The 24,029-nt window shown below is 51.2% G+C and carries 28 protein-coding genes; 16 read left to right on the top strand and 12 right to left on the bottom strand.

What is annotated here, in order from left to right:
- Positions 1–47 precede the first annotated feature (47 nt).
- Positions 48–548 (top strand): hypothetical protein, encoded by a 501-nt coding sequence (locus BMW65_RS20005; RefSeq protein WP_090608250.1) that lies wholly within the window; start codon positions 48–50, stop codon positions 546–548.
- A 1-nt stretch (position 549) separates the two neighbouring features.
- Positions 550–1,011 carry a DUF421 domain-containing protein gene (locus BMW65_RS20000; RefSeq protein WP_090608248.1) on the top strand — a complete coding sequence of 154 codons (462 nt, stop codon included), beginning with the start codon at positions 550–552 and terminating at the stop codon, positions 1,009–1,011.
- Between the two features lie 45 nt (positions 1,012–1,056).
- On the opposite strand, the gene BMW65_RS19995 is transcribed toward BMW65_RS20000, so the two are convergent.
- From BMW65_RS19995 to BMW65_RS24300, 4 genes are all read right to left on the bottom strand, one after another.
- Positions 1,057–1,806 (bottom strand): YciE/YciF ferroxidase family protein, encoded by a 750-nt coding sequence (locus BMW65_RS19995; protein WP_090608246.1) that lies wholly within the window; start codon positions 1,804–1,806, stop codon positions 1,057–1,059.
- Between the two features lie 194 nt (positions 1,807–2,000).
- The gene (locus BMW65_RS19990; protein ID WP_090608244.1) at positions 2,001–2,513 is read right to left on the bottom strand and encodes an RNA polymerase sigma factor; all 513 of its coding nucleotides are present in this window, start codon (positions 2,511–2,513) and stop codon (positions 2,001–2,003) included.
- A gap of 216 nt (positions 2,514–2,729) precedes the next feature.
- Entirely contained in the window at positions 2,730–2,891 is a 162-nt protein-coding gene (locus BMW65_RS24305; RefSeq protein WP_177181229.1) for a hypothetical protein, read from the bottom strand.
- 59 nt (positions 2,892–2,950) lie between these two features.
- A complete protein-coding gene (locus tag BMW65_RS24300; protein ID WP_177181232.1) occupies positions 2,951–3,121 on the bottom strand; it encodes a hypothetical protein in 171 nt (56 codons plus the stop codon).
- Between the two features lie 171 nt (positions 3,122–3,292).
- Here BMW65_RS24300 and BMW65_RS19985 point away from each other — a divergent pair, with 171 nt between their 5' ends.
- From BMW65_RS19985 to BMW65_RS19960, 6 genes are all read left to right on the top strand, one after another.
- Positions 3,293–4,447, top strand: a complete 1,155-nt coding sequence (locus tag BMW65_RS19985) for a zinc-dependent alcohol dehydrogenase (RefSeq protein ID WP_090608501.1) — start codon at positions 3,293–3,295, stop codon at positions 4,445–4,447.
- 13 nt (positions 4,448–4,460) lie between these two features.
- Entirely contained in the window at positions 4,461–4,955 is a 495-nt protein-coding gene (locus BMW65_RS19980; RefSeq protein WP_090608242.1) for a hypothetical protein, read from the top strand.
- A gap of 58 nt (positions 4,956–5,013) precedes the next feature.
- Positions 5,014–5,310 carry a hypothetical protein gene (locus BMW65_RS19975; RefSeq protein ID WP_143053949.1) on the top strand — a complete coding sequence of 99 codons (297 nt, stop codon included), beginning with the start codon at positions 5,014–5,016 and terminating at the stop codon, positions 5,308–5,310.
- Positions 5,311–5,546: 236 nt separating this feature from the next.
- Positions 5,547–6,191, top strand: a complete 645-nt coding sequence (locus BMW65_RS19970; protein ID WP_090608238.1) for an NAD(P)-dependent oxidoreductase — start codon at positions 5,547–5,549, stop codon at positions 6,189–6,191.
- Between the two features lie 109 nt (positions 6,192–6,300).
- Positions 6,301–6,879, top strand: a complete 579-nt coding sequence (locus BMW65_RS19965) for a Crp/Fnr family transcriptional regulator (RefSeq protein WP_090608236.1) — start codon at positions 6,301–6,303, stop codon at positions 6,877–6,879.
- Between the two features lie 76 nt (positions 6,880–6,955).
- On the top strand, positions 6,956–7,849 hold the full coding sequence (locus tag BMW65_RS19960; protein ID WP_090608235.1) for an SDR family oxidoreductase: 894 nt from the start codon (positions 6,956–6,958) through the stop codon (positions 7,847–7,849).
- Between the two features lie 104 nt (positions 7,850–7,953).
- Here BMW65_RS19960 and BMW65_RS19955 read toward each other — a convergent pair whose 3' ends face one another.
- Complete coding sequence (locus tag BMW65_RS19955) at positions 7,954–8,076, bottom strand: winged helix-turn-helix transcriptional regulator (protein WP_245747704.1); 123 nt, start codon at positions 8,074–8,076, stop codon at positions 7,954–7,956.
- A gap of 146 nt (positions 8,077–8,222) precedes the next feature.
- On the opposite strand from BMW65_RS19955, the gene BMW65_RS19950 reads away from it, so the two are divergent.
- Positions 8,223–9,647 (top strand): sensor histidine kinase, encoded by a 1,425-nt coding sequence (locus tag BMW65_RS19950; protein ID WP_143053948.1) that lies wholly within the window; start codon positions 8,223–8,225, stop codon positions 9,645–9,647.
- A gap of 82 nt (positions 9,648–9,729) precedes the next feature.
- On the top strand, positions 9,730–10,410 hold the full coding sequence (locus tag BMW65_RS19945) for an SRPBCC family protein (protein WP_090608229.1): 681 nt from the start codon (positions 9,730–9,732) through the stop codon (positions 10,408–10,410).
- Here BMW65_RS19945 and BMW65_RS19940 read toward each other — a convergent pair.
- On the bottom strand, positions 10,399–10,668 hold the full coding sequence (locus tag BMW65_RS19940; protein ID WP_143053947.1) for a hypothetical protein: 270 nt from the start codon (positions 10,666–10,668) through the stop codon (positions 10,399–10,401). The genes BMW65_RS19945 and BMW65_RS19940 overlap by 12 nt on opposite strands.
- 131 nt (positions 10,669–10,799) lie before the next feature.
- On the opposite strand from BMW65_RS19940, the gene treY reads away from it, so the two are divergent.
- Entirely contained in the window at positions 10,800–14,858 is a 4,059-nt protein-coding gene (gene treY / locus BMW65_RS19935; protein WP_090608226.1) for a malto-oligosyltrehalose synthase, read from the top strand.
- A gap of 98 nt (positions 14,859–14,956) precedes the next feature.
- Entirely contained in the window at positions 14,957–17,074 is a 2,118-nt protein-coding gene (gene glgX / locus BMW65_RS19930; RefSeq protein WP_090608224.1) for a glycogen debranching protein GlgX, read from the top strand.
- Between the two features lie 10 nt (positions 17,075–17,084).
- Here glgX and BMW65_RS24480 read toward each other — a convergent pair whose 3' ends face one another.
- A complete protein-coding gene (locus tag BMW65_RS24480) occupies positions 17,085–17,261 on the bottom strand; it encodes a four-helix bundle copper-binding protein (protein WP_218145477.1) in 177 nt (58 codons plus the stop codon).
- 16 nt (positions 17,262–17,277) lie between these two features.
- On the opposite strand from BMW65_RS24480, the gene BMW65_RS24725 reads away from it, so the two are divergent.
- Positions 17,278–17,412: a hypothetical protein gene (locus BMW65_RS24725; protein WP_262497347.1), complete on the top strand. Its 135-nt coding sequence runs from the start codon at positions 17,278–17,280 to the stop codon at positions 17,410–17,412.
- Positions 17,413–17,437: 25 nt separating this feature from the next.
- Here BMW65_RS24725 and BMW65_RS19920 read toward each other — a convergent pair whose 3' ends face one another.
- From BMW65_RS19920 to treZ, 3 genes are read right to left on the bottom strand one after another with little or no spacing between them, the layout of a single operon-like run.
- Positions 17,438–19,072 carry an alpha-amylase family glycosyl hydrolase gene (locus tag BMW65_RS19920; RefSeq protein WP_090608220.1) on the bottom strand — a complete coding sequence of 545 codons (1,635 nt, stop codon included), beginning with the start codon at positions 19,070–19,072 and terminating at the stop codon, positions 17,438–17,440.
- 12 nt (positions 19,073–19,084) lie between these two features.
- Positions 19,085–19,258, bottom strand: a complete 174-nt coding sequence (locus BMW65_RS24295) for a hypothetical protein (protein WP_177181231.1) — start codon at positions 19,256–19,258, stop codon at positions 19,085–19,087.
- Between the two features lie 20 nt (positions 19,259–19,278).
- Positions 19,279–21,108 (bottom strand): malto-oligosyltrehalose trehalohydrolase, encoded by a 1,830-nt coding sequence (gene treZ / locus BMW65_RS19910; RefSeq protein WP_090608216.1) that lies wholly within the window; start codon positions 21,106–21,108, stop codon positions 19,279–19,281.
- Between the two features lie 86 nt (positions 21,109–21,194).
- Here treZ and BMW65_RS19905 point away from each other — a divergent pair, with 86 nt between their 5' ends.
- Entirely contained in the window at positions 21,195–21,383 is a 189-nt protein-coding gene (locus BMW65_RS19905) for a hypothetical protein (protein ID WP_143053946.1), read from the top strand.
- A 2-nt stretch (positions 21,384–21,385) separates the two neighbouring features.
- Here BMW65_RS19905 and BMW65_RS19900 read toward each other — a convergent pair whose 3' ends face one another.
- Complete coding sequence (locus BMW65_RS19900) at positions 21,386–22,693, bottom strand: M28 family peptidase (RefSeq protein WP_090608210.1); 1,308 nt, start codon at positions 22,691–22,693, stop codon at positions 21,386–21,388.
- 99 nt (positions 22,694–22,792) lie between these two features.
- On the opposite strand from BMW65_RS19900, the gene BMW65_RS19895 reads away from it, so the two are divergent.
- A complete protein-coding gene (locus BMW65_RS19895) occupies positions 22,793–23,107 on the top strand; it encodes a rhodanese-like domain-containing protein (RefSeq protein WP_090608208.1) in 315 nt (104 codons plus the stop codon).
- 23 nt (positions 23,108–23,130) lie between these two features.
- Positions 23,131–23,346, top strand: a complete 216-nt coding sequence (locus BMW65_RS23960) for a DUF6358 family protein (RefSeq protein WP_143053945.1) — start codon at positions 23,131–23,133, stop codon at positions 23,344–23,346.
- On the opposite strand, the gene BMW65_RS19890 is transcribed toward BMW65_RS23960, so the two are convergent.
- On the bottom strand, positions 23,306–24,025 hold the full coding sequence (locus BMW65_RS19890) for a 2-phosphosulfolactate phosphatase (RefSeq protein WP_090608207.1): 720 nt from the start codon (positions 24,023–24,025) through the stop codon (positions 23,306–23,308). The two genes, BMW65_RS23960 and BMW65_RS19890, sit on opposite strands and share 41 nt — an antisense overlap.
- Between the last annotated feature and the right edge of the window lie 4 nt (positions 24,026–24,029).

Raw genomic sequence — 24,029 nt, 5'->3', positions numbered from 1 at the left:
TGCAATACAGGTAGTAGAGGGCGATATGCCCAATGATTTCTCATGATATGCGAACGTTCCATAGGATTGAAAAGATTGAACATACGCTTGAACTAGATGAGAAGCTGAGCCACCAGTTGAAAGGGTGGAACGTGCAGCGGGCTTGCAGTGTACTGATTCTGACGGTGATTGTACTTACTACATTAGGGCTTTTTGGCAATGGATGGCTAAGCAGGAAACAGCTGGCAAGCGGCGGAGCGACCCTTCAGTATGAAAAATTTCTGCGTTACGAAAAGGAGATGACCGTCACTTGGCGGGTAAGTGGAAAGGATGAAATCGAGTTGCTCATCCCAATGGATTACTTGGATGCTTTCAAAATCGAGAAAATAATTCCCGAAAGCCATGAAACACATCTTGCCGATAGAAACGTGGTTTATACGTTTAAGGTAGAAAACGGCGGTGAGGCGACCATCTATTTTTACTTAAACCCACAAAAAACGGGTACAGTGGTAGAGACGTGGCAGATCAATGGTCAAGATTTCAAGATAGCACATTTTATCTATCCATAGTATGGAACTTTTTCTTCGTGGAGTTGCCGTATACCTATTCCTCTTGGCGTTGTTCCGTGTGCTCGGCAAACGTAGCCTGGCAGAAACGACCACGTTTGATTTTGTGCTGCTGCTGATTGTCGGCGAAGCCACTCAACAAGCACTTCTGGGCAATGATTTTTCAGTGACAAATGCACTTGTATTAATTACAGTGCTTATGGGTATAGATATGGTATTTGTGAAGTTGAAGGGTCGGTACAAAAAGCTTGATAGGCTACTGGAAGGTACCCCGCTGATATTAGTGGATCATGGAAAACCCCTTAAAGGAAGGATGAAAGAGGCTAGGGTGGATACCGAAGATATCATGGAAGCTGCGCGGCTCACGCATGGGCTTGAACAGATGAACCAGATAAAATATGCAGTTTTGGAGCGGGATGGGCAGATTTCCATTATACCGCTGGCAGAAGGAAAAACTGGGGAATAACAACAGAAAGGGGACCGCAAAATTATTTTGCAGCCCCTTTCCCTTTTAAACCTTTGCCTTGCGTGTGTTCTTTTTTTTGGCTTTAGGTGTTCCGTCATCATTTACCAGTAGCGCCTCGGCAGATCCCGGCGTGCTGGCTTCGGTGCCCTCGCGTGTAGATTTAGATCCCGCGCCCGCATCAACACCGGTTATTCCCGCTTTCATGGTATTTACGGAGGGTTCGGATTCGGTCGTAATGTTGGCTGTATCAGGAACCGGAAACTGCTCTTCAGACACCGCTTCAATGCTGGCCTCGGCATTGATGTCCCTTTCGGCCAATGCCGTCAGCGTACCATCGGCTTTCTTTTCCTCGGCCAAGGTTTGTTCCAGCAGGTCGACAGCTTCTTGGAAGCCCAAAGTTTTCGCCAATGTGCTCAAGCTACCATACGTAGCGATTTCATAATGCTCTACTTTTTGCGCTGCCACGATCAACGCTGCATCGCGATGTGCCGAGCCCTCTTCCGTTTCGTCAATCACCTGCCAACCCTCGTCAAACAAGCCTTGCATTCCTACACAAAACATCGGCTGTGCTCCCATGCCCTCTAGGTAAAAAATTTTTTCCAGTCGGCTTATCTGGTTGCTTGTCTCTTCGCGGTGGTTGCGGAAGGCTGATTTTAGTTCGTCCGTGCTCGCGCGCTCCTCCATGCTTTCCAAAACATCGCGTAGATGCAGTTCACTCCAATAAATCTCCTGCAGCAATGTCTGATAGAATAACTCCAATCCTGATGGAGCTTCTTTTTCAACTTGTGTTTCCATATATTCAAATTTTTAATCTGTCTCCCTCCACTCCTGATCGGATAACAATAAGATGGGATACGGAGTTTTTAATAATTTTAATATTCATACAGGCCTTTCGGAATAAAAATGGCGAGGTGTTTTTTGCAGAAAACAAAAAAACAGTCGATATCCTATGGATACCGACTGCCTGCTGTGTGTGCAGATATACTCGCTTATTTGCCTTTAGCGTATGGTTTGAGTTTTTTCTTGAGCTGTTGCCTGGCTACGTGTATACGGGTTTTTACTGTGCCTATCGGGATTTGGAATTGTTCGGCAATTTCATGGTATTTATAACCCTCGTAATACATCGTAAAGGGATAATAATATTCTTCAGAAAGTTTTGACAACGCATATTCGATATCTTTCATGACGAACTTTCCCTCTGCCCCATTAAGCAAAGAGCTCTTATACAGGTCGGACGAAGAAATCGTTTCCGTTTTAAGGATGATAGCATTCGTTTTTACTTTTCTTCGATAATAATTGATAAATGTGTTTTTCAATATCGTATAGAGCCATGCCTGCAAATTTGTGCCTTCCTTGAACTTGTTATAATAAGAAAAAGCCTTTAACATCGTGTCTTGGACCAAATCACTTGCATTTTCAGGATCGCGGGTAAAATAACGTGCGTAGTTGTTTAATGAGCCTACTTCCTGTACTACCTTGGTGTTAAATTCAATCTTATTCATAATCTGCTTTCTGGTGTCGTGTGTTTTACAAATTATAACTTGGTGTCTCTGCTACTTTTTCATAAATCGAGGATTCATTGATGCCATTTATTACCTGTTTGGCAGAGAAGCAGACAAAAATCCCCCTAAAATTGTTTTGATTATTTTAAAAAAGTTTATTGTATCTACATTTATTTCGCGTATCCATGTATATGTTGGCCACGGATGACAAGCCAGCTATGCCCATAGGCCGATAAGCAGATTCAACAGTGATGTAGCTGTACGGACACTTCTCCGCTCGGGCAGGTTGAGGCCGTCTCCCATTCCTGTCTCCTCGCCATATCGTATTACAGGTACGCCGGGCAAAGAGAAAAGCAAGCTCATGGCTAGTTTCATCATGGTTCCGCAAAAAATTGAGGTAGCGTCTGTCCGCAATGAACTGAAGGTGCAGGAGTGCATTATGCTTCCGGCTCCACATCGGCTTCACCAATAAGTATGGCCTGTTCGTTGTGCTGCAATACAGCCGATCGCCATGTCTCCAGCAGCGCATAAGGGTCGCCAGTGAACTGGCTATCGCCTTTATTGCGAAGGGTGAGTATGACAGAGAAATGGGTTACTGGTTTGGTCAATATTTAATAGCTGGACCAATTTTTTACCGGTTATTTTCAATCAAAGCCAACAATTGATGGATTTTGCTGTCATCTTTAATGGAAGCTGCGCAACTGTCGAATTTGAGGCTTGGCTTCCACATACTGAATATTATCCGTTTAGCAATAAAAGGATGTTTTAAATCGATCGTTATGTTAGCAATGAACTACCGGGGACCGCGTCGCATACGCGTAGATCACAAACCCTATCCAGAAATCCTTCACCCTGGTGACGCCATCGTGCGTGTGATTCGTACGTGTATTTGTGGCTCAGATCTACATCTATACCATGGAATGGTTCCCGATACACGAGTGGGTACCACCTTTGGTCATGAGTTTATTGGCATTGTCGAAGAAATAGGGTCTTCTGTGCAAAATCTAAAAAAGGGAGACCAAGTGCTTGTGCCTTTCAATATTGCCTGTGGTAAGTGCGCTTTCTGTAAGCAGGAATTGTATGGCAACTGCCACGAGTCCAACCCGGAAGCCACGGCGGTTGGTGGGATATTTGGCTATTCACACACGGCTGGCGGCTATGACGGGGGACAGGCAGAATACGTGCGTGTGCCTTATGCTGATATAGGGCCTACCGTTATACCAGATGATATGGATCCCGACGATGCTGTGCTGTTGACTGATGTGGTGCCTACCGGGTATCAAGCGGCAGAAATGGGCGGGATTAAACCGGGAGATACCGTAGTGGTTTTCGGTGCGGGTCCCATCGGCATTATGGCTGCTAAGTGTGCATGGCTTTTTGGTGCAGGCCGTGTCATTATCATAGACCATTTGGAATATCGGCTGGAGTTTGCCCGCCATTATGCGCAGTGTGAAGCATACAACTTCCGGTCGTTGGAAGATCCCGTGTTGTTTCTGAAGCGGGAGACTGGATGGTTGGGCGCCGACGTGTGCATAGACGCTGTGGGAGCGGATGCGGCGGGAAGTGCACTGCACACCATTACAGGAAAAAAACTTATGCTTCAGGCAGGCTCAGCCATAGCGCTTCATTGGGCAATAAATTCAGTCAAAAAAGGTGGTATCTTATCCATAGTCGGCGTATACGGGCCTACCGGCAACTTGGTGCCCATTGGAAATGTAGTGAATAAAGGGCTTACCGTCCGTGCCAATCAAGCGTCGGTCAAGCGTTTGCTTCCTCGACTGATCAAGCATGTACAAGACGGCTACATCGATCCCAAAGGGCTAATCACCCACCGAATACCACTCGAAGAGATCGCCGATGCTTACCACATTTTCTCATCAAAACTTGATAACTGCATTAAGACTGTATTGATACCGCCTTCCGCGAGGAACTAAAAAGAAGCATATCATGGAAAACAACTTGTCAAACAATTATTCGCATATCAAAGGATGGGGTATAGACGCTGATCCGGAGAACGAACCTACTTATCCCATGAAACATTACACCGGCGATGATCACCGCAGGCTCGATTGGGAACGGCCTCCGCAACAGTTAGAAAATATTGAAGTGCTGCATTCCAGTGAAAGACCCACGGTATCGGCCGTGTTTGGTGCCCCACATCCACCTTCGGGACTGAGCGGGGCAATACGCCGACAGGCTTTTAAATACAGCGAGTCAAGTTTCGGTCATTGGCTGCCCTTGCTGCTGGCCGATCGGATCAATGTGGTGGAAGGTTTTGTGGATGATCTTAGACGGGGCCATATTCCCAACATTTTTATTGAAAGCGGATGGAAAGCGGCTTGGAAGCACAACCGCAAAGGTGTTATCACCCGAATGGTGGTGGGCACCGTGTTAGCTGTTGGGATTGTAGCGGCGATATTAGCAAAGAAACGGGATAAGTAGCACCTAGACTTCGTTGCAGAAAATGAGTGAAGACATGGCCGTTTTTAATAGGATTGGTATGAAACAAATGAAAGTTGCTGAAGACCGTATTATTCAGCTTAATTACGAGGACAAGGCTGTCTCGTTGCTTATCAAAGAACTTCAGCCCGTGGTTTTTCAAAAAAATGAGGGCTATTGCTGTGTTTTGGGGCCTGATACGCAAGCAGGCGTAGCAGGGTACGGCGACACCATTCAAGAGGCTTTGGCAAACTGGGAAGACGCGATGAAAAGACGGATGAGGAATCCGGATGATCGAGATGAGGTGGCGCTTTATGCCATAGACATGCTACAGGCATCTAACAAGAAAGTGTGGTAGCATGATTAGTTTTAGTTTCTTGAAACTTTTGCTTTCCCTAAACTATAACCGCACAGCTAAAACACTTCTACACCGTTACTTTTTAGTGCATTGTTTTGCAAATTTGCCGTTCGTTTTTTACCTTTGGATCATTAAAACCTCTTTATAGCATACCTGTAAGCCAAGTATTCGCTTGGATATCCGGCTTCACTGGAGGCCGGGAACCGTTTATATTCAATAACTTTAAGAGGTAAATCATGATACATCATAAAATAGCCGTCATTGGCGGCACAGGAAAATCAGGCGTATACGTTGTACGCCACCTATTGGAAAAAGGGTATGTGCTCAAGTTGCTCTTGCGTCAACCAAATCGGTTGACCATCCATCACGAGCAGGTGGAAGTCTTGGTAGGCGACGCCCGTGACTACCAAAGCGTTTATACATTGGTGGCCGGATGCGAGGCCGTTATCAGCACGTTGGGGCAACCTAAAGGTGAGCGATCCATTTTCAGCGACGCCACCACGAATGTCATCAAGGCAATGGAAGCCTGTGGCATCAGCCGTTACCTCGTTACAACGGGGCTCAGTGTCGACGTCCCCGGCGATCAGAAAAGCGACAGCGTAAAAGCCGCTACCGCATGGATGTACGCGCATTATCCCGAAACCACAACCGATAAGCAGCGGGAATACGAGCTGCTCGAAGAGAGTAAGTTGGATTGGACGATGGTGCGCCTTCCGCTGATCCAGCAAACCAACCAACAACACAGCACCGAAGCCAACCCGATTAATTGTGCTGGCGATTCCATTGGTGCTGCTGATCTGGCTTCGTTCTTAGTTTCTGCGCTGGAAGAGCACCGATTTATCCGGGCCAGCCCATTTTTATACGATCGTCAGGTACCATAGGCGGTTTTATTGTCAACACTACTTGGTGGAAGTCGGCCGGCACGCACGGATGCGGCCGGCTTTTTTCCTACAATTTGCACATCTAGCGCAAGTTGCTTAAGTTTGGTCAATGCACACCGAATTCCAACAATACCTTTTTGGGCAGACCGATCTACCGGACGAAACCATCAGGCAGGTATGCTACCTGGCCAAGCCAAAGGTGCTTCGTCGCAATGAATCCATCCTGGGTACAGGTGAAATTTGCCGCCATAAGGTCTTTGTCATGAAAGGCCTGCTCAAGACGTACCATACCACAACAGACGGCCACGAACATATTCTGCAATTCTCGCCCGAGCAGAGCTGGACGTTGGATGTCGAAAGCTATGATCGGCAGGTGCCTTCGCGGGTCAGTATCGCCGCGGTGGAACGCAGTGAAATTTTGTGTTGGCGCAAAACCGATTTCGACACGTTGCTGGCTGAACTTCCCGCGCTCAAGCAGTTTGCAGAACAGCTGATATCACGCAATACTTACTACAGTCGGCAGCGGATGCTGACCATGCTGAGTGGTACACCCGAAGAACGTTATGAAGATTTTGTGCAGCGTTTCCCGGGGTTTCTTTCCCGCCTGCCGTTGCGCATGATTGCTGCTTACCTCGGTATTTCGCTCAAGACCCTTACCCGCATCCGCCATGCACAGTACCGACGTTAAATGAAAGTATGGTCAAATGACCTTGTTTAGCCATCGGATACCCACCAATTTTGTTGCAAACAAAATTAAAAATCCAATGCGAATATTTATCACTGGAGCCTCGGGATTTGTCGGTTCCGCCATTGTACAACAACTTTTACAGCGTGGGCACGAAGTGCTCGGCCTTGTCCGTTCGGAGCAGGCTACCATACAACTGACCGCTACCCGTGCAGCCGTATTGCGGGGCGATGTGAATGATCCGGAAATTCTCTGGCAAGGGGCCAGTACATGCGATGCCGTTATCCATACTGCTTTTAATCATGATTTTTCCCAGTTCAAGGCCAATTGTGAGGCCGATCGTAAGGTCATCGAGACGCTAGGAGAGGCACTGGTAGGCACCGACAAGCCTCTGGTAATCACTTCCGGTACTGGCCTATTACGCGCTGATCGGGCGGTTACCGAAGACGACCGCGTATCGGACGGCTCGGATGTGGTGCCACGGGCAGCATCTGAAGAGGCTGCAGCCGTAGCGGCAGCTAAAGGCGTAGATGTGTATACCGTGCGCCTGCCAGCAAGCGTGCACGGAGTTGGCGACCATGGCTTTATCCCCATCCTCATCGGGCTGGCCCGGGAAAAAGGCGAATCGGCCTATGTGGCTGAAGGTGCCAACCGCTGGCCTGCAGTGCACCGCTTCGATGCGGCAGCTGTATATCGCTTGATTGTCGAAAAACGGCCTATCCTTAAGGTTTTCCATGCCGTGGCCGAGGATGGTATCCCCTTCCGAGAAATCGCGGAAGAAATTGGCAAAGGGCTGGGATTACCCATAGTCGGAAAAACGGGTGATGCCATCACCGCGCATTTCGGCTGGTTTGCTCATTTTGCCGCAATGGGTTGTACAGCGTCGAGTGAGAAAACACGCAAAACCTTGGGTTGGATGCCCTCGGGAAGTGGCCTGCTCGCAGACATCACCCATGCGGGGTACTTGGCATGACTGCACTGTTCTTCAGGCGTTGCCATCTTTAGCACCACATCACGCTGTTCAGGTACCAGCGTGATGTGGCGCAGCCAGGAGCAACACCCAAGGCAATCACACAACTATTTCCGGATAATTTTCTTTCGATGTTCAATCCCCCAATCGGTCAGGTTGTTGATGATGATCTGTAGTGTTTTGCCATGTTCTGTAAACTCATACTGAACAGTTATGGGTTGTGTGTCCAAGATCGTTCGTTTGAGTTAGCTATTGATTCATCAATCGGAAGCCGCAGTTCGTCCAAATTGACAGAATTTTGACCTTCATTACAAGAAAATTAAATTATTTTCAGCAATTTTTGCAAAGATTGCACATATAAGTTGGAAGATTGCTGTTGAAAAGCAAACATAGGCGTTCGTTTTTGGCCTTGCTTAGGGAATGCTGGCTGGATCTGGTGGGAAAACCAGGCGCGTTGCCGCGTGAAAACCGCAGCTTCAATGTCGTGTCGCTCTATATGATCGCCTTGCTGGCAATCCTGATCCCCTTGGATTTTTACCTGGGCCTGCAGGATATTGCAATCGCGTTAGTCGTGACCGAGGCCATGCTGATCACGATGTTCAGCTTGTCGCGCTACCGTGGCCTGCATCGTGCGGGACTGCACGTATATGCTATCTACAGCTACTTGCTGCTCATCGTTACCTACCGCTACAACGGCGGCAGCACGGGACCTGCGCTTTACTTTTTTCTGCTCACATACCAACTCCTTATTGCGTTTACCAGCAGCCGCCTACAGTGGGTCTGGACGGTATTGCACCTCCTGCTGCCTGTGAGCTTGCTGCTGATGGAATACATCCATCCAGCGGTAATCATTGATGTATATGATTCCAGGAGTGCACGTTTTGCAGACCTTATGACCTCTGTACCCATTATCGTCATCTGTACCTTGGCAGCCACGAGCTACCTCCGCAAAGGGTATGAGCGCGAACGGGCCGCCGCCGAGGCACACGCTAAGCAAATCCAGCAGCAGAACGAGCGAATCCGGCTACAGAATGAACTATTGACCAAAGCCAACCGCGAAAAAATCGAGTTGATATCCATCTTGGGCCATGACCTGCGGAATCCCCTGAGTGCCATCATCGGCTCACTGGAAATCCTGACCAAAGAAGATCTCCCTCCCGATGTGACAAAGAAACTCAAGGAGGATTTATTAGGTGCGGCCCATAATACCGCCGACTTGCTGAATAATTTGCTAGCCTGGGTATCCGGACAAATCAAGGGTATCCGTCCGCTGCTTACCTGGGTGGAGCCCGATATGGTGATCGATCGCATATTGGCCGTACAACGATTCATGGCTGAAAAGAAAGGGATAGCCATCTGCCTGAATATCGAAAAGGACATTAAGGTACTTTCGGATGCCGAAATGCTCGAAGTGATCATCCGTAACCTCATAAATAACGCCCTGAAATTTACCCCCCAAAACGGTACGATCACGGTGTCGGTAATGGCAGACCGCGCAAATAAGCAGTGCACGATTTCCGTGCGTGATGATGGCGTGGGCATGACCGATGAAGATGTGAAGGATATTTTCAATGGCCACATCCAATCAACCTATGGTACCGAAAGCGAAAAAGGGGTAGGCCTCGGCCTGTTTCTATGCCGCGAACTCACGCTCCGGCTGAATGGCAAAATCTGGGCGGAAAGCGAGTTGGGTAAAGGCTCCGCTTTTTCTCTGGCGCTGCCCCTATATGACAATGGCAAAGCCCACGGCCCCAGTACTCCCCACTGGTTCGAAAGGAACGAAGTTCCTGTCTCCAGTTAGCAAACAAAAGGGGGCATCTTCGGAAACTTTTAGCAAACCTTTTTAGCCTGCCGTTGTCTCTTTGGTGAAGAAACGGTAAGAAATGAGTGAAAAATTCGCTAAAAACGTAGGAACCGCAGAACGTGTAATATCTGCTGCAATAGGAGGATACCTGCTATATCAGGGATTAAGGGATGTGCGCCGCAGACCCATTGCGATGCTGGTATCAAGTGGATACCTGCTGTTCCGTGCGGCGACGGGCTACTGCCCACTAAGCCGCTGGATAGGTAAAAAGGAACCGCATAATCCCGCCATTAACATCCAGACATTCATCACGGTGAACAAACCCCGTGACGCGGTATACCGATACTGGCGATCGCTGCAAAACCTGCCCACCTTTATGTCACACTTGATTGAAGTAAAAGAGTTGGATGAAAAGCGTTCGCATTGGCTGGCAAAGATGCCCGGCACGGCGGGTACTATTGAGTGGGATGCCGAAATTGTGAAGGACGAACCTGGCTACCTCATTGGCTGGCAGTCCGTCAGTGGGTCGCCCATCGAGAATGCGGGAAAGGTGCAACTATATGACTCGCCTGATCGGTTGGCGACGGAAATGAGGGTAGTCTTCAGCTACCATCCGCCCGCTGGCGGATTGGGCACCGGAATAGCCAAGCTGCTCAACCCCTTTTTCAAGCAAATTATCGAAGAGGAAATATACCGCTTCAAGCGAGTAATCGAAGCAGGCGACCTCCTCGTTGAAGAGCCGGATCCATTAAGCCAATAAATGTTTATAAAGAAAAAAGCGCAAATCTTCCAACGATTGGATCGGTTCCATGCAGTGTGTGCCGTAGTTGACCGCGTAAACTTCGGCATCCTTATCGCCCGCTGCATCCCCATCGGCCGGCAAATACTCTTCCACGCCCAGCCAGGGTTTACTGCGCAGGATGAAAAAGCGGAGTAAACGGCCGTTGTTGGCGAAGCAAGGGCCTTCCGGCGGGTTGAATCCCATCAATTCGAGTTGATGCCTATCAAGCGTTTTCATTAGTTTGTCCCTCTTTTCTGCGCCAACATCTGAGAGGCTGGCTTTGTTTGGTATAGCCGCAAAAAAATGATAATTTTTTTTGAAAAAACTATTCCGAACAATCATGCGGTTAGCGGGTTAATCCCTTACTTATGGACAATGCGCCTGCTACGACTTACCGGGTTCAATTAAACAAGGATTTTACGCTCTTGGATTTGGAGCAGTTGATCCCCTATCTCCGGCGGCTGGGTATTGGTGCAATATATGCATCGCCGATTTTCCAAGCCGTGCCAAATAGTGCACATGGATACGATCAGACGGATCCCCTGCAAATCAACCCTGAAATCGGAACACTTGAACAGTTGAAGACCGTGGCCAAAAAGCTGGCCGAAGCAGGTATTGGCTGGATACAGGATATCGTGCCCAACCATATGGCCTTCCATCCGGAAAATACATGGCTTTGGGACGTGCTGGAAAAAGGGCCGGATTCGCAGTTTAGCCACTTTTTTGATACGCCGATAGCTTCTCCCCATTACTTCAAGGGGCGGCTAATGCTGCCTTTTCTGGATGCGCCATTGGACGAGGTGTTAGTGGCAGGCAGGCTGAAGGTGCAGGAAGCGGAGGGGAAGCTGGTTTTGGAATACAACGGGCAGCAATGGCCCATCAATGAAGCAGGGAGTACACTTATTGGCCGGCAACCCCTGACGGAAGCGCTCATCCGCGAGGTGCTGGCCTGCCAATACTATGAGCCCTGCCATTGGCAAGAGACCGAACGACGGATCAATTATCGGCGGTTTTTTACGGTGAATGGGCTTATTGCCGTCAACGTGCAGGACTACCGCGTATTTCAAGCCACACATCGTACGATTGCCAAACTGATAAAGGAAGGAATATTTACGGGATTGCGGATAGACCATGTGGATGGCTTGGCCGACCCGACGGGTTACCTGCTCCGGCTGCGCCAACTGGTGGGCGGAGATACCTATATGGTGGTCGAAAAAATTCTTCAGCAAGGGGAAGCGCTCCCCGGTCATTGGCCTATCCAAGGAGCCACAGGCTACGAATTCCTGGCCATGGTCAATGGTTTGCTGACAACTGGCAGCAACGAACGGCGGATGTCCCGGTTTTACGACAAGCTGGTTGGGCGGGCGGCCCCGCCGCTACTGCTTCGCGAAGCGAAGCGTGCACAGCTGTATCACGCAATGAAGGGTGAACTGAACAATCTTTTCCATTTTCTCCGTGATAGGATAGTGGATGCCGACGGGCTGCCGGAAAACCTCGATGACGTCGCGCTGAAGGCTGCGGTGGCTTCATTCGTGGTACATTGCCCGGTATACCGCTGGTATGGCCGTACCTTTCCGCTTGCCGAATCAGAAGCAACGGAAGTGCGGCATACGCTCCAACAGGCGGCACTGAGCGAGCCCGGATTGCGGGAGGCGCTGAGCTTCCTGGAAAATCTCCTGGTACCTACTTTTCTGACGGGATCCAAGCGGCAGGCGAAGGACTTGACCGTATTTTATCAGCGGTGCATGCAGCTCACCGGGGTGCTGATGGCCAAAGGGCTGGAAGATACGCTCATGTATACTTATCTCCGCTATATCGGTGCCAACGAGGTGGGGGGTACACCGGCAATGTTCAACGTGCCTGTGGCTGATTTTCATCGCTTCATGCGGCAGCGTGCGGCGCAGCATCCGCATGCGTTGAATGCCACGGCGACACACGATACGAAGCGCGGGGAGGATGTACGGGCCCGCTTGCAGACCATCACCGCATTTCCGCGCACGTGGATGAAGGCGGTAAAGGCTTGGATGAAGCTAAACGCGCCCTATAAAACCGGTGGGATGCCGGATGTGAATGATGAATATTTCATCTACCAGGCGCTATGGGGCACATTCCCCATGCCAGGCCAGCCGATGAAGGAGTACCGCGCCCGGCTGGAGGAGTATCTGGTAAAAGCCCTGCGGGAGGCCAAGCGGCATACGGATTGGACGAACCCCGACCAGACATATGAGGCGGCAACCCGCGGCTTTATCCACCGGATGCTACGAACTGATACGCCATTTTTCCACCAATTCAGCGCTTTGCATGCCGAATTGGTGGATGTGGCCATCGTCAATTCGCTCACACAGGTGGTACTGAAGTTTACCTGCCCCGGTGTGCCCGATGTATACCAGGGCTGCGAAGGGTGGGATCTGTCGTTTGTAGATCCGGACAACCGGCGACCGGTAGATTTCGGCATGCGCCGCAAGTGGCAGCAAAAGCTCGATCGGTTGAAACGCCGGGGGGCGGATGCCGTAGGTGAATGGTGGCGGGCGCGGTACAGTGGACTGCTGAAATACGGCATTACCGAGCGGTTGGCGAAACTGTGGCTGTCGCATAAGGCGCTTTTCCAAATCGGGGACTACGCACCCATCGCCATAGCGGGTAGACGACGAAACCACGTGCTTTCGTTTCTGCGACGGCAGGGCAATGCGTGGCTGCTGGTCGTCGTCCCGATCCACCTGCGGCAGGCGATGATGGACGGTAGCGGCGGCGCAAGACAAATCGACTGGGCCAACACACGGATACAGCTGCCGGAAGGGGCGCCGACGCAATGGCACAATGCGATCACGGACGAGGTAAGCGAGGCTAGCGGCACGCTGCCACTGGCCGATGCCCTTCAGCGGTTGCCTGTAGGCGTATGGATGGCCTCTGAAGCACCGCGTGAAAATAAACGTGCCGCAGGGGTGCTGCTGCCGTTGTTTTCGCTGCCGGGGCCCTATGGTGTGGGCGATCTGGGTACGGGAGCCTACCGATTTGCCGACTTCCTGCGGGGGGCGCGTCAGCGCTATTGGCTGATGCTACCCCACAACCCTACGGACAAGGGCGTGGCGCATTCGCCCTACAGCACCCATTCGGCGATGGCGGGCAATACGCTATGGCTCAGTCTGGACGAATTTCAGCGGCAGGGGTGGATTACCGAAAGCGAACTGGCGGCGAACCACCTCCCGGCAACTGCCCGCGTGGACTACGGCAAAGCCCGTGCGTTGAAACATTTTTTCTTTGGCAAGGCCTTCCGCAATTACTTGCAGCAATGGGATGGCAAGGAAGAACCGGCATTCGGCGATTTCTGCATACGCGAGGCCAGTTGGTTGGATGACTATGCCGACTATGTGACGCTGCGCGAGCTTCATCAGGGTAAGCCCTGGTATGCATGGCCGCTTGCTTATCGCCACCGGGACGAACGGGCCATGGCAGTATTCCGCAGCAAGCATGCTCATGCGCTTCAACAGGTAAAATGGCTGCAATACCAATTTCAGGTGCAGTGGCAGCGCCTCAAAGCATATTGTCACCAGGCAGGCATCAAGCTGATAGGCGATTTGCCCTTCTACATCAACCACGATGCTGCGGATGTATGGGCCCATCCCGAATTATTCAGTCTGGATGGCCGTGGCCGTACGGTGGGTATGGCTGGCGTACCGCCTGATTATTTCAATGCCGAAGGACAGGCATGGGGAATGCCGGTATACCGATGGGAAAACCATGCTGCGCAGGGGTATAGCTGGTGGATAGATCGCATACGCAAAAATCTGGAGCTGTATGATCTCCTGAGGCTCGACCATTTCCGGGCATTCCATGACTATTGGGAGATTCCCAAAGGGGCAGAGAGCGCTAAGCAGGGTAGCTGGCACGTAGGGCCCGGAGTTGCGCTGTTCAAGGCGGTTGAGGAGGCGATAGGTGGGCTCCCCTTTATTGCGGAAGATTTGGGCGACATCCACGAAGGCGTCTACCAACTGCGCGATGAGCTGGGCCTCCCGGGCATGAAGGTGCTGCAATTTGCCTTTGGCAATGACGTGGGCGCAAACCTCCATGCACCTCACCACCATGCCGCCAGTGATGTGGTGTTTACCGGTACGCATGACAATAATACGGCGGCAGGCTGGTATCGGGACGAATTGTCGGCACAGGGTAAAGTACAATTGAAAGCTTACATCGGCGCAGGGCGCCTGAATCCGCAGCAGGCCAGCTTGGCGCTTTGCCGGATGGCGTATGCGTCTCCGGCAGGGCTGGCCATCGTGCCGATGCAGGACCTGCTGAAATTGGGCAGCGAGGCGCGGATGAATGTGCCCGCAGCGCCGCAGGCCAACTGGCAGTGGCGGCTGGAGGCCGGGCAACTGACTCCCCGTTTGCAGCGGCAACTTCGCAAGTGGGTGCAGCTGTATGGTCGGTAGGGAATTTAAAAAAACAAAAGGAAATGTTCTTTGGTTGTTCCTTTGAAAGGAAAGGCCCATGCAAAAAGGAGGCCCTCCTAAATCGTAAATAAAAAACTATGGAACGTTTAATCTATCCTGGGAAACCTTATCCCTTGGGTGCCACGTGGGATGGAGAAGGGGTCAATTTCTCCCTTTACGCTGAAAATGCAACCAAAGTACAGTTGTGCTTGTTTGATGGCGATTTGGCTGATGCCCGTGAGGAAGTAATCATCCTTACGGAGCGTACGCATCAGGTATGGCATGGCTATGTACCCGGTCTGGGGCCGGGCCAACGGTATGGCTATCGGGTGTATGGCCCGTTTGTCCCTAATGAAGGGCATCGATATAATTCGCATAAACTCTTGATCGACCCCTATGCAAAAGCGATATCCGGCGTCATTGATGCCCATCAAGCACATTTGGCGTATGAGGTGGAACATCCGGATAGCGATTTGAGCTTCAGCAACATCGACAGTGCCCCCTATGTGCCCAAATCGGTGGTCATAGACCCTGCATTTGATTGGGAAGGTGACAAACAGCTCAATATTCCTTTTCACAAGACCGTCATTTACGAGGCCCATGTGAAGGGTTTTACCAAGCTCAACAAACAAATTCCCAAAGAACTACGGGGAACGTATGCGGGTATTGCACATCCGGCTACGGTGTCCTATCTGAAAGACTTGGGAATAACCACCATCGAACTTATGCCTGTCCATCAGTTTGTCAACGATCGGACTGGCGGATTGTCTAACTACTGGGGATATAATTCAATTGGTTTTTTTGCCCCGGAAGCACGGTATTCGGCTTCTGGAACCATGGGCGAGCAAGTGCTGGAATTTAAGCATATGGTGAAAGCGCTGCATGCTGCGGGTATTGAAGTGATATTGGATGTGGTGTACAACCATACGGCGGAGGGCAATCATATGGGCCCCACGCTGTGCTTCAAAGGCATCGATAATGCTAATTATTACCGGCTTACGGATGATCCACGCTATTACATGGATTACACCGGGACGGGCAATACCCTTAATGCAAATTTCCCGAATGTGCTGCGGCTCATCATGGATAGCCTGCGGTATTGGATCACGGATATGCACGTCGATGGATTCCGTTTTGATCTGGCGGCCACCTTGGCGCGCGAACTGCACGAGGTCAACCGCCTGAGTGCTTTTTTTGACATCATCCACCAAGATCCTGTAATCTCGCAGGTGAAGCTCATCGCCGAGCCCTGGGACTTGGGCGAAGGGGGTTACCAGGTGGGTAAGTTTCCTCCCGGCTGGGCTGAATGGAATGGCAAATACCGGGATTGCGTACGGGACTACTGGCGCGGTGCAGAGAGTACGCTGTCTGAATTTGCGGAGCGCTTCACGGGAAGCTCCGACCTTTATCAGGATGATTACCGTCGGCCTACGGCCAGCATCAACTTCATGACCGCCCATGATGGTTTTACGCTTCATGATCTGGTATCGTATAACGAGAAGCATAATGATGCGAATGCCGAAGGCAACCGTGATGGCGAAAGCCATAACCGCTCATGGAATTGCGGCGCCGAGGGGCCTACCGACGATGAGACTATCAATGCGCTGCGTGCGCAGCAGAAGCGCAATTTCCTGACGACACTGCTGCTCTCGCAGGGCGTGCCCATGCTGCTGGCTGGTGATGAGGTGGGCCGGACACAGCAGGGGAATAATAACGCCTATTGCCAGGACAACGAGATTTCATGGCTCCATTGGGATAAGCTGGATCAGGCACTGCTACGGTTTACCCGCAAACTCATCGCACTCCGGCGCGGACATCCGGTCTTCTGCCGACGGAAATGGTTTACCGGACGCCCTATAAAAGGTATCGGCGTGGAAGATATCGCGTGGTTTCTGCCCGATGGCCGGGAAATGCCGGATGAAAGCTGGGAACATGATTTTGCCCGCTCACTGGCCGTCTTCCTGAGCGGGCAAGGTATTCATTCCCTGGGAGACAAGGGCGAACGGATTGTAGACGATAGCTTTTACTTGATTTTTAATGCCCATCATGAGATGCTGAAGTTTGTCTTTCCCAAAAACAGGAAATACGGACAAGTGTGGGAAAAAGTGATTGATACCAGCTACGATGGCGATGAAACTTCCCAAGAGACCTATGCTGCCGGGAAAGCTATCCAAATAACGGGGCGATCAATCCACGTGTACCGCCAGGTAGAGTAAGACCAATGGATCACTGCTGGGCTTCTGCACGTTGCAATTCGATGCAAGCCTGACTGCATAGCAGACAGGCTGCGGAGCATTGCTGGCAATGGTCTTCTTCGTGCTTCTCGCATTCTTCCGCACATAGCTGGCAGATGAAATCACATAGTGTCAGCAATAATGGCACGAGTGCTGACTGTCGCTTCACAGAGCGTATCAGCAGCATGCATATTTCAGCACAGTCCTGGCTAAGGCGGATGCAAGTGGCCAATTCACTGACGTGCTCGGAGGTCAGGCAGGCAGTAGCGCATTTCTCACTGGTGAGTGCACAGTGCCATAGTTTTTCCATGAGGGCGTGATAGCGTTCGTCCATGACTCAAAAAGTTAAGTAGTGGGACGGTCATCGGTCCGCGCTAAGCGTGCGACGATGCCTTCGTCTCCACTGAGGTAAATATTTTCGCCGATGTGTGTGTTTTCCAGTTCGGGTGACGTCGCAACAATCACTTGCCCGCTTAAGATAGGTTCCCCGGTTTGCCGGTATCGGCAGGGCCGCGGCGTCAAATTCATCACCACCAAAAAACTGTCTCCATCGGGCGAATCGCGGCGGTAAGCAATCAGTTGGTCATTGGAATACACCGGCATATAAGTTCCTTTGTTCAATGCAGGTTCCGTATTTCGCAATTGAATAAGTTTGTAGTACAATGACAACATAGAGAACGGGTCGTCGCGTTGCCGTTCCACATGGACGCGGGGATAACGTTTGTCTATCCGAAGCCAGGGCGTGGCAGGTGAAAACCCGGCATTATCCCCGCCGGACCATTGCATGGGCGTGCGGCAGGGATCGCGGCTCAAATCCTTATCGGGCATATTCAGCCCCTGGGGGTCTTGTATTTCTTCTGCCGGTATGGCCACATCGCGCATGCCGATCTCATCCCCGTAATACAATGTGGGGGTACCTCGCAACGTGAGCAACAACATCGCGGCGATGCGCGCCTGGGGTTCACCTACGCGGCTTGCAATGCGGGGGTTGTCATGGTTGCCCAATACCCAGTTGGGCCAGCCCTCGGCAGGGAGTGCGCCTTCATATTGGTCGATTGTGGCGGCGATTTCCCGGGGTTGCCAGGGCAGCCGCACCAGTAGGAAGTTGAAAGGCATATGTGCACCGTCGTTCTGTGCACCATAGTACATCATGAGCTGCTGTATGGGTAGGTATACCTCACCGATGAGCACACGTGCGTCATACGCTTCAGTCACCTGCCGCATGCGTGCTACAATGGTATGCACTTCGGGTTGGTCGGTAGAATAGACGGGCAGCAGCTGGTCGTAAGTCGGTTGATTGTCGGTATAGTCAGGGTTCACTGGATTGTCGCGCAACTGGGTATCTTTGATGAGGTGCCACATCACATCTACCCGAAAGCCGTCGACACCCTTATCGAGCCAGAAGCGCATCACGCCGTACATGGCTTCCTGCACGGCTTCATTGCGCCAGTTGAGATCTGGCTGTTCCTTCAGGAAACCGTGGTAATAGTACTGCCGCGTATGGGCATCCCACTCCCAGGCGCTGCCACCGAATACGCTTTTCCAATTGTTGGGCGCACTGCCGTCCGGCTTGCCGTCATGCCAGATGTACCAGTCGCGCTTAGGAGCTGTTTTTGTGCTTTTCGACTCCACAAACCACGGATGGAGGTCTGACGTGTGATTGGGTACGAAATCCAGGATAACCTTCAGTCCCCGCTGGTGCGCTTCCTGCAACAGGTGGTCAAAATCGGCCATCGTGCCGAAGATTGGATCGATATCGGTATAGTTGGCAATGTCATAGCCAAAATCGGCCATGGGCGAGGGATAAAATGGCGAAATCCAGAGGGCTTGTATACCCAACCATTGGAGGTAATCCAATTGGAGGGCAATCCCCTGTAAATCGCCAATGCCGTCGCCGTTGGCGTCCCGGAATGAGCGTGGATAGATTTGGTAGATGACACCGGTCTTCCACCAGGGTGATGCTGTGATCGAAGAGGCCATGATGACGTATTGCTAAAACCTTACCTTGGGTGTATCGGCGACCGAATCGGGATCCAGCCTGTCGACGGTGGTATCCAGCGGATGGATGGAGTCGCTGATGCTGTCCCTGCGCACAGGATCATTTCCACGTGGCGGGGTATGGGTGCATGAGAGTAAGACCACACAGGTAATTATTATGATTAGCATTTTCATCGTTTTATCGTTTTTCATGTTGTGGAAGCAAATATCAGTACACAGACCGGAGGTAGGACGAGTACATCCGGATTGACGGTAGAACCAGCTTGTGGATCTGCCATCGTGGAGTCTAACAAACAGATCCAGGTAGTGTTTTGCGGAAGTGTATAGGGAAATGGCCGGTCTGCGAGGTTGAACAACGCCAGTATCTGTGATTGTCCGGTCTCATCCTGCCTAAGGAGGCTCCAGGCGCTTTCACTCAACACGTCTACCTCCGTGCCGGTTTTATTGAAGTTGTGCAATGCCGTATGGGTACGGCGCAGGTGGATAAGCCGTTGATACCACATTAGCAACTGCTGGTATTTTCCTTGCCCACGCTTCGGCCAATCGAGTATACTTGCTTTGAAGGTCTTCTCGTCCTGCGGATCGGGTGGCTCTCCATCGCCAAAGAAATGCGCGAATTCCTGCCTGCGCCCTTCCCTTATTTGTTCCACAAGTTGCGGGTCGTCGTGGCTGGTGAAGTAAAGAAAGGGCCTTTCCTCACCATATTCTTCGCCCATAAAGAGCATTGGGATATAGGGCGATAGGAGCAGGGCCGCTGCGGCGATACGCAATTGGGCGCCCGAGAGTAATACCGATAGGCGCTCCCCGTTTTTATGGTTGCCCACTTGGTCGTGATTTTGGATAAAGGCGACGAATTTGAATCCGGGGATACCGGCTGATGAGGCACCGTATTTCCGCTGTCGTGCACTGACGTACTCGCCGCTGTGCACAAACCCCTCCGTGTAGGCCTTGGCCAGCTGGGCCAACGTACCGAAATCTTCGTACTGTTCCTTACCGACAGGATAAAGCAAAACAAACAGCGCGTGGTGGAAATCATCTAGCCATTGCGCATCGAAACCATATCCGTTGGTCTTCGTGCTTTGGATGACCCGTGGTGCGTTCAGGTCGCTTTCGGCGATCAGGTGTAGGGGTTTCCGGGCTTGCTGTGCATAGCTGGCCACTACTTCGTTGATGTATTGCAGCGCATGAGTCGCACCGGTGTCAATTATCGCGTGTATGGCATCCAACCGCAGGCCATCGATATGGTAATGGTGGAACCAATGGATGGCGTTGGCGGTGAAGTAATCGCGTACGCCGTCTGACCATGGACCATCGAAATTCAAAGCCGATCCCCAGGGTGTCCGATAAGCATCAGTAAAATAGGGGGCGAATGCGTTGAAATAATTGCCCTCGGGCCCCAAATGGTTGTACACGACGTCGAGGATGACGGCGATGCCCCGCCGATGGCAGGCATCGACCAACCGCTTCAGCCCATCCGGACCACCGTAAGAGGCGTGCACAGCGTAGGGGAATGTCCCGTCGTATCCCCAATTGCGGTGGCCGGGAAACTGGGCTACGGGCATGAGCTCGATGGCGTTGATACCCATCGCGGCAAGGTCTTCCAAGTAGGGGATGATGGCGTCAAACGTACCGGCCTCGGTAAACGTACCCACGTGGAGTTCGTATAAAATCAGTTCGCTGAGCGCGGGATTTTCCCAAGCCTGATCTGACCATGTGAATGTGCCATGGTCGACCACTGCCGAAGGGCCGTGCACACCCTCCGGCTGGAAATGCGAGGCCGGATCGGGAAAATCGCCTTCCCCATCGGGATTGAAATAATAATGTGTAGCTGCCGGACAATCGGCCACCTCCGTCTCAAAATAACCATCGGTACTCCGCGTCAAGGGAATCCGTCTTTCCTCCGGCGAAACGATATGCAGCGCCACCGTTTGCTTCAAGGGAGCCCATATACGGAAAAGACATTTCCCATCGGCGTGAAGATGGGCGCCTGCAATTGCATGATGCGTTGATTTGTACATCAATGAAGCCAACAGCCGTATTTTTATTTTGTTTGGAAAACAAAAGGTCAAACCGGAATGTTAGCCCCGTAAATAGAATAACTACCATGAGTAAAAACCAAAAAGTTGCCCATCCGTTCCAGTTAGCGGAGCCAGCGATTAAGAAAAGGAAAAAAAGCGAGCGGGAGACGGACAGGTTGCAGCACAGCCGTGATCAGGAAAGTATCACGAAAGACTTGATCCCCAAGTGGTACACAGGTATCACCAAGCCTTCCTGTGATGGGATGATATGGTGACACTAACGTTCGAGCTTGGGAACCCTGGTTGGTGTAGCTTCACCCATGACAATGCCGTTTGCACCCAAGGCGAGGGCTTTAATGGACGAAGCGATATTTTCAACATTTAGGGTTCCCACCTCATCCTTCACGGTATGGTAATATTGATCCTTGTCAATCTGGACCGTAGAAAACGTATGAGCCGGTACGCCTAATGCCGCCAACGAAGCATTGTCACTGCGATAAAATAGATTTTGGGTAGGATATGGATCTGGGTGAAAGGTAAAATCCGTTCCCTTTACTTGCTGCTGCATCAGCTCGGCCAGGTTGGACTGGTTGTATCCGGTCACATATAGCGAGCTGGGCCCGAAGGGCGCATCTTTGCCAATCATCTCGACGTTGATCATCGCCACTACCTCATCGGCGTTGAGTTGCTGGGAAAAGTATTTGGATCCTACCAACCCAAGTTCTTCGGCGGTAAAAGCGGCAAAAAGCAATGTGCGCGCGTTGTCATTCCGCTTTTTATAATAGTTGGCCAGGCTGATGACCGCTGATACGCCGGAAGCATCGTCATCTGCCCCATTGGCAATGGAATCCTGCCCCACGGGCTGAAGGATGCCGATGTGATCATAATGTGCTGAGAATATCACGTATTCATTGGGCTTGGACTTGCCTGGAAGCATGCCCACCAGGTTGAACAAAGGCAATTCTTCTACCGTGTTGGTAAAACTGACGCGGAATGACTGGGGGATTGCACTGGCCAATACATACACCACCGAAGGCGTGGGCGGCGTGGCGTTGGCCTGCTGGTTGATCCGGCCTTGCATCATAAACCCCCTGTAACGCTCAAACAGCTGACTGAAACTCGGATCGACCACCACAATAGCATCCTTGCCCCCCGTGGATACGTCACGGAAACGTTGGGCAAAATCGTCGCTGGCCTTTATCTGGACAAACGATATGCCCGGCTCGGTATTCCAATTGACACCGGGCCTATTGCTCGATACGATGATATGATTTGATGGAATCTCCGTACCGTCAAAGGTGACTTCCCATGTGGCCGGACTAATGCGCGTCACCTGGAACGTCTGCCGATAGTCGTTCCCTACGTAAGGCTGCAGACCGATCTTGTTGAATTCCGTAGCAATGAAATCTGCGGCGCGCTCAATACCCGGCGTAAACGAAGCCCGCCCTTCCATATCGTCTGCTGCCAAGGTGTTTAATATCCTGGATACTTCCTTGGTGTCTACCACCTGATCGGAGGGCTGGTGTACGGCACAGCCGGCTAATAGGTATACAACTAAGACATAACGGCTGGCTATCCTGAACATAATCGACGATTTTGAATAGTCAAATGTATGCAATTTCCTGATTATCTTGCTAGCTTTGCGGGATAACCGCTATATTTGTATACTAATAGTAAATCAGACATGAAAGAAATTACGGTAGAGGAGCTCAAAGCGAAAATAGACAATAATGAAGATTTCCAGTTGATCGATGTGCGGGAAGAGTTTGAATATGAGACATCAAATCTCGACGGCGAAAACATCCCACTGGCGGAAGTGGTGCTTGAGCAAGATAAAATTGCCCGTGATAAACCAGTGGTAGTGCATTGCCGCAGTGGCAAACGGAGTGCGCAAGCTATTATGCTACTTGAGCGGGAGGGATTTGACAACCTATCCAACCTGAAAGGCGGGATTCTGGCGTGGCGTGATGCGTTTGATCCGGACATGCAGGTGTATTAATCAGCACGCGGGAAATCAATGCCATGAAAACGCATTTTTTGTACAATATACTATTGAATATCGGACTTATCTTAATGATATTCAGTGTCGTAGCTGCCTATAACAGTGCGATGTATCCAGTACTGGCGATTGCTGTCGTGATCGTCTGCGTGCTGGGTTACTTGAAATACCGGTTGCTGAAGCAGGTACGGCAAATGACTAAAGACAAGCCAACCGGACAAGCTCGGGCCCGTTCATAACGGGAATGGCCGATACGATATCCTGCTGCAAGCAGAAAGAGATGTCTGCGGTGATATGAAGCCGTTGCATCCGTTTGCTGTGGGATGCCTTGTTTAGGTAAGTTTCCAGATCGCCTTGAGCTTCCAGGTAAAGGCTTTCAGCGGCATGTGCCGCATCATCCAATTCAATGCCTTCAGCACGGAGACGGGCTACCAATGCGCCCGCAAAGACAGTATCTTCCAAGCTGAACTGGTTTTTCCAACCCGCACATACCAATAAGATGTGATGGTTTTGCGTCCGCAGCCAATCCGACAATGCGCTGATATTCAAGAAAGAGCCAGCGACTACCGCCGTCGCTCCGGCGCACCATTGAATAGCGCGTGTACCATTGGTGGTAGTGAGCACGATGGTTTTTCCGTCCACCTTATCCGCAGTATAAGCAAAAGGCGAATTGCCGAAGTCAAATCCAGCCACTACTTCGCCGTTGCGCTCAGCGGCCAACAGGTATCCATTGTCCCGATAAGCCAGGCACTCTTCAACCTCGGCAACCGGAATGATCGCCCGAGCGCCATTGGCCAGTCCGTAGCATATCGAAGAGGTAGCCCTGAAAATGTCGATGACCACGGCGACGGTATCATCGAGTTCGTAATACGGCAGCAATGCTGGGCTCAGGCAAACACGAATACTCTTGGGGGCCATGCGC

This window comes from Parapedobacter koreensis (genome assembly GCF_900109365.1).
Classification (GTDB): Bacteria; Bacteroidota; Bacteroidia; order Sphingobacteriales; family Sphingobacteriaceae; genus Parapedobacter; species Parapedobacter koreensis.
The sequence above is the reverse complement of the archived record's forward strand: the minus strand, read 5'-3'. Positions and strand labels throughout refer to the sequence as shown.

What these genes read in the sequence shown, in the direction of transcription:
- BMW65_RS20005 (WP_090608250.1), top strand. Translation starts at nt 48, where the DNA reads ATGCGAACGTTCCATAGGATTGAAAAGATTGAACATACGCTTGAACTA.
- BMW65_RS20000 (WP_090608248.1), top strand. Translation starts at nt 550, where the DNA reads ATGGAACTTTTTCTTCGTGGAGTTGCCGTATACCTATTCCTCTTGGCG.
- BMW65_RS19995 (WP_090608246.1), bottom strand. Translation starts at nt 1,806, where the DNA reads ATGGAAACACAAGTTGAAAAAGAAGCTCCATCAGGATTGGAGTTATTC.
- BMW65_RS19990 (WP_090608244.1), bottom strand. Translation starts at nt 2,513, where the DNA reads ATGAATAAGATTGAATTTAACACCAAGGTAGTACAGGAAGTAGGCTCA.
- BMW65_RS24305 (WP_177181229.1), bottom strand. Translation starts at nt 2,891, where the DNA reads ATGATGAAACTAGCCATGAGCTTGCTTTTCTCTTTGCCCGGCGTACCT.
- BMW65_RS19985 (WP_090608501.1), top strand. Translation starts at nt 3,293, where the DNA reads ATGTTAGCAATGAACTACCGGGGACCGCGTCGCATACGCGTAGATCAC.
- BMW65_RS19980 (WP_090608242.1), top strand. Translation starts at nt 4,461, where the DNA reads ATGGAAAACAACTTGTCAAACAATTATTCGCATATCAAAGGATGGGGT.
- BMW65_RS19975 (WP_143053949.1), top strand. Translation starts at nt 5,014, where the DNA reads ATGAAACAAATGAAAGTTGCTGAAGACCGTATTATTCAGCTTAATTAC.
- BMW65_RS19970 (WP_090608238.1), top strand. Translation starts at nt 5,547, where the DNA reads ATGATACATCATAAAATAGCCGTCATTGGCGGCACAGGAAAATCAGGC.
- BMW65_RS19965 (WP_090608236.1), top strand. Translation starts at nt 6,301, where the DNA reads ATGCACACCGAATTCCAACAATACCTTTTTGGGCAGACCGATCTACCG.
- BMW65_RS19960 (WP_090608235.1), top strand. Translation starts at nt 6,956, where the DNA reads ATGCGAATATTTATCACTGGAGCCTCGGGATTTGTCGGTTCCGCCATT.
- BMW65_RS19945 (WP_090608229.1), top strand. Translation starts at nt 9,730, where the DNA reads ATGAGTGAAAAATTCGCTAAAAACGTAGGAACCGCAGAACGTGTAATA.
- BMW65_RS19940 (WP_143053947.1), bottom strand. Translation starts at nt 10,668, where the DNA reads ATGAAAACGCTTGATAGGCATCAACTCGAATTGATGGGATTCAACCCG.
- treY (WP_090608226.1), top strand. Translation starts at nt 10,800, where the DNA reads ATGGACAATGCGCCTGCTACGACTTACCGGGTTCAATTAAACAAGGAT.
- glgX (WP_090608224.1), top strand. Translation starts at nt 14,957, where the DNA reads ATGGAACGTTTAATCTATCCTGGGAAACCTTATCCCTTGGGTGCCACG.
- BMW65_RS24725 (WP_262497347.1), top strand. Translation starts at nt 17,278, where the DNA reads ATGCATATTTCAGCACAGTCCTGGCTAAGGCGGATGCAAGTGGCCAAT.
- BMW65_RS19920 (WP_090608220.1), bottom strand. Translation starts at nt 19,072, where the DNA reads ATGGCCTCTTCGATCACAGCATCACCCTGGTGGAAGACCGGTGTCATC.
- BMW65_RS24295 (WP_177181231.1), bottom strand. Translation starts at nt 19,258, where the DNA reads ATGCTAATCATAATAATTACCTGTGTGGTCTTACTCTCATGCACCCAT.
- treZ (WP_090608216.1), bottom strand. Translation starts at nt 21,108, where the DNA reads ATGTACAAATCAACGCATCATGCAATTGCAGGCGCCCATCTTCACGCC.
- BMW65_RS19905 (WP_143053946.1), top strand. Translation starts at nt 21,195, where the DNA reads ATGAGTAAAAACCAAAAAGTTGCCCATCCGTTCCAGTTAGCGGAGCCA.
- BMW65_RS19900 (WP_090608210.1), bottom strand. Translation starts at nt 22,693, where the DNA reads ATGTTCAGGATAGCCAGCCGTTATGTCTTAGTTGTATACCTATTAGCC.
- BMW65_RS19895 (WP_090608208.1), top strand. Translation starts at nt 22,793, where the DNA reads ATGAAAGAAATTACGGTAGAGGAGCTCAAAGCGAAAATAGACAATAAT.
- BMW65_RS23960 (WP_143053945.1), top strand. Translation starts at nt 23,131, where the DNA reads ATGAAAACGCATTTTTTGTACAATATACTATTGAATATCGGACTTATC.
- BMW65_RS19890 (WP_090608207.1), bottom strand. Translation starts at nt 24,025, where the DNA reads ATGGCCCCCAAGAGTATTCGTGTTTGCCTGAGCCCAGCATTGCTGCCG.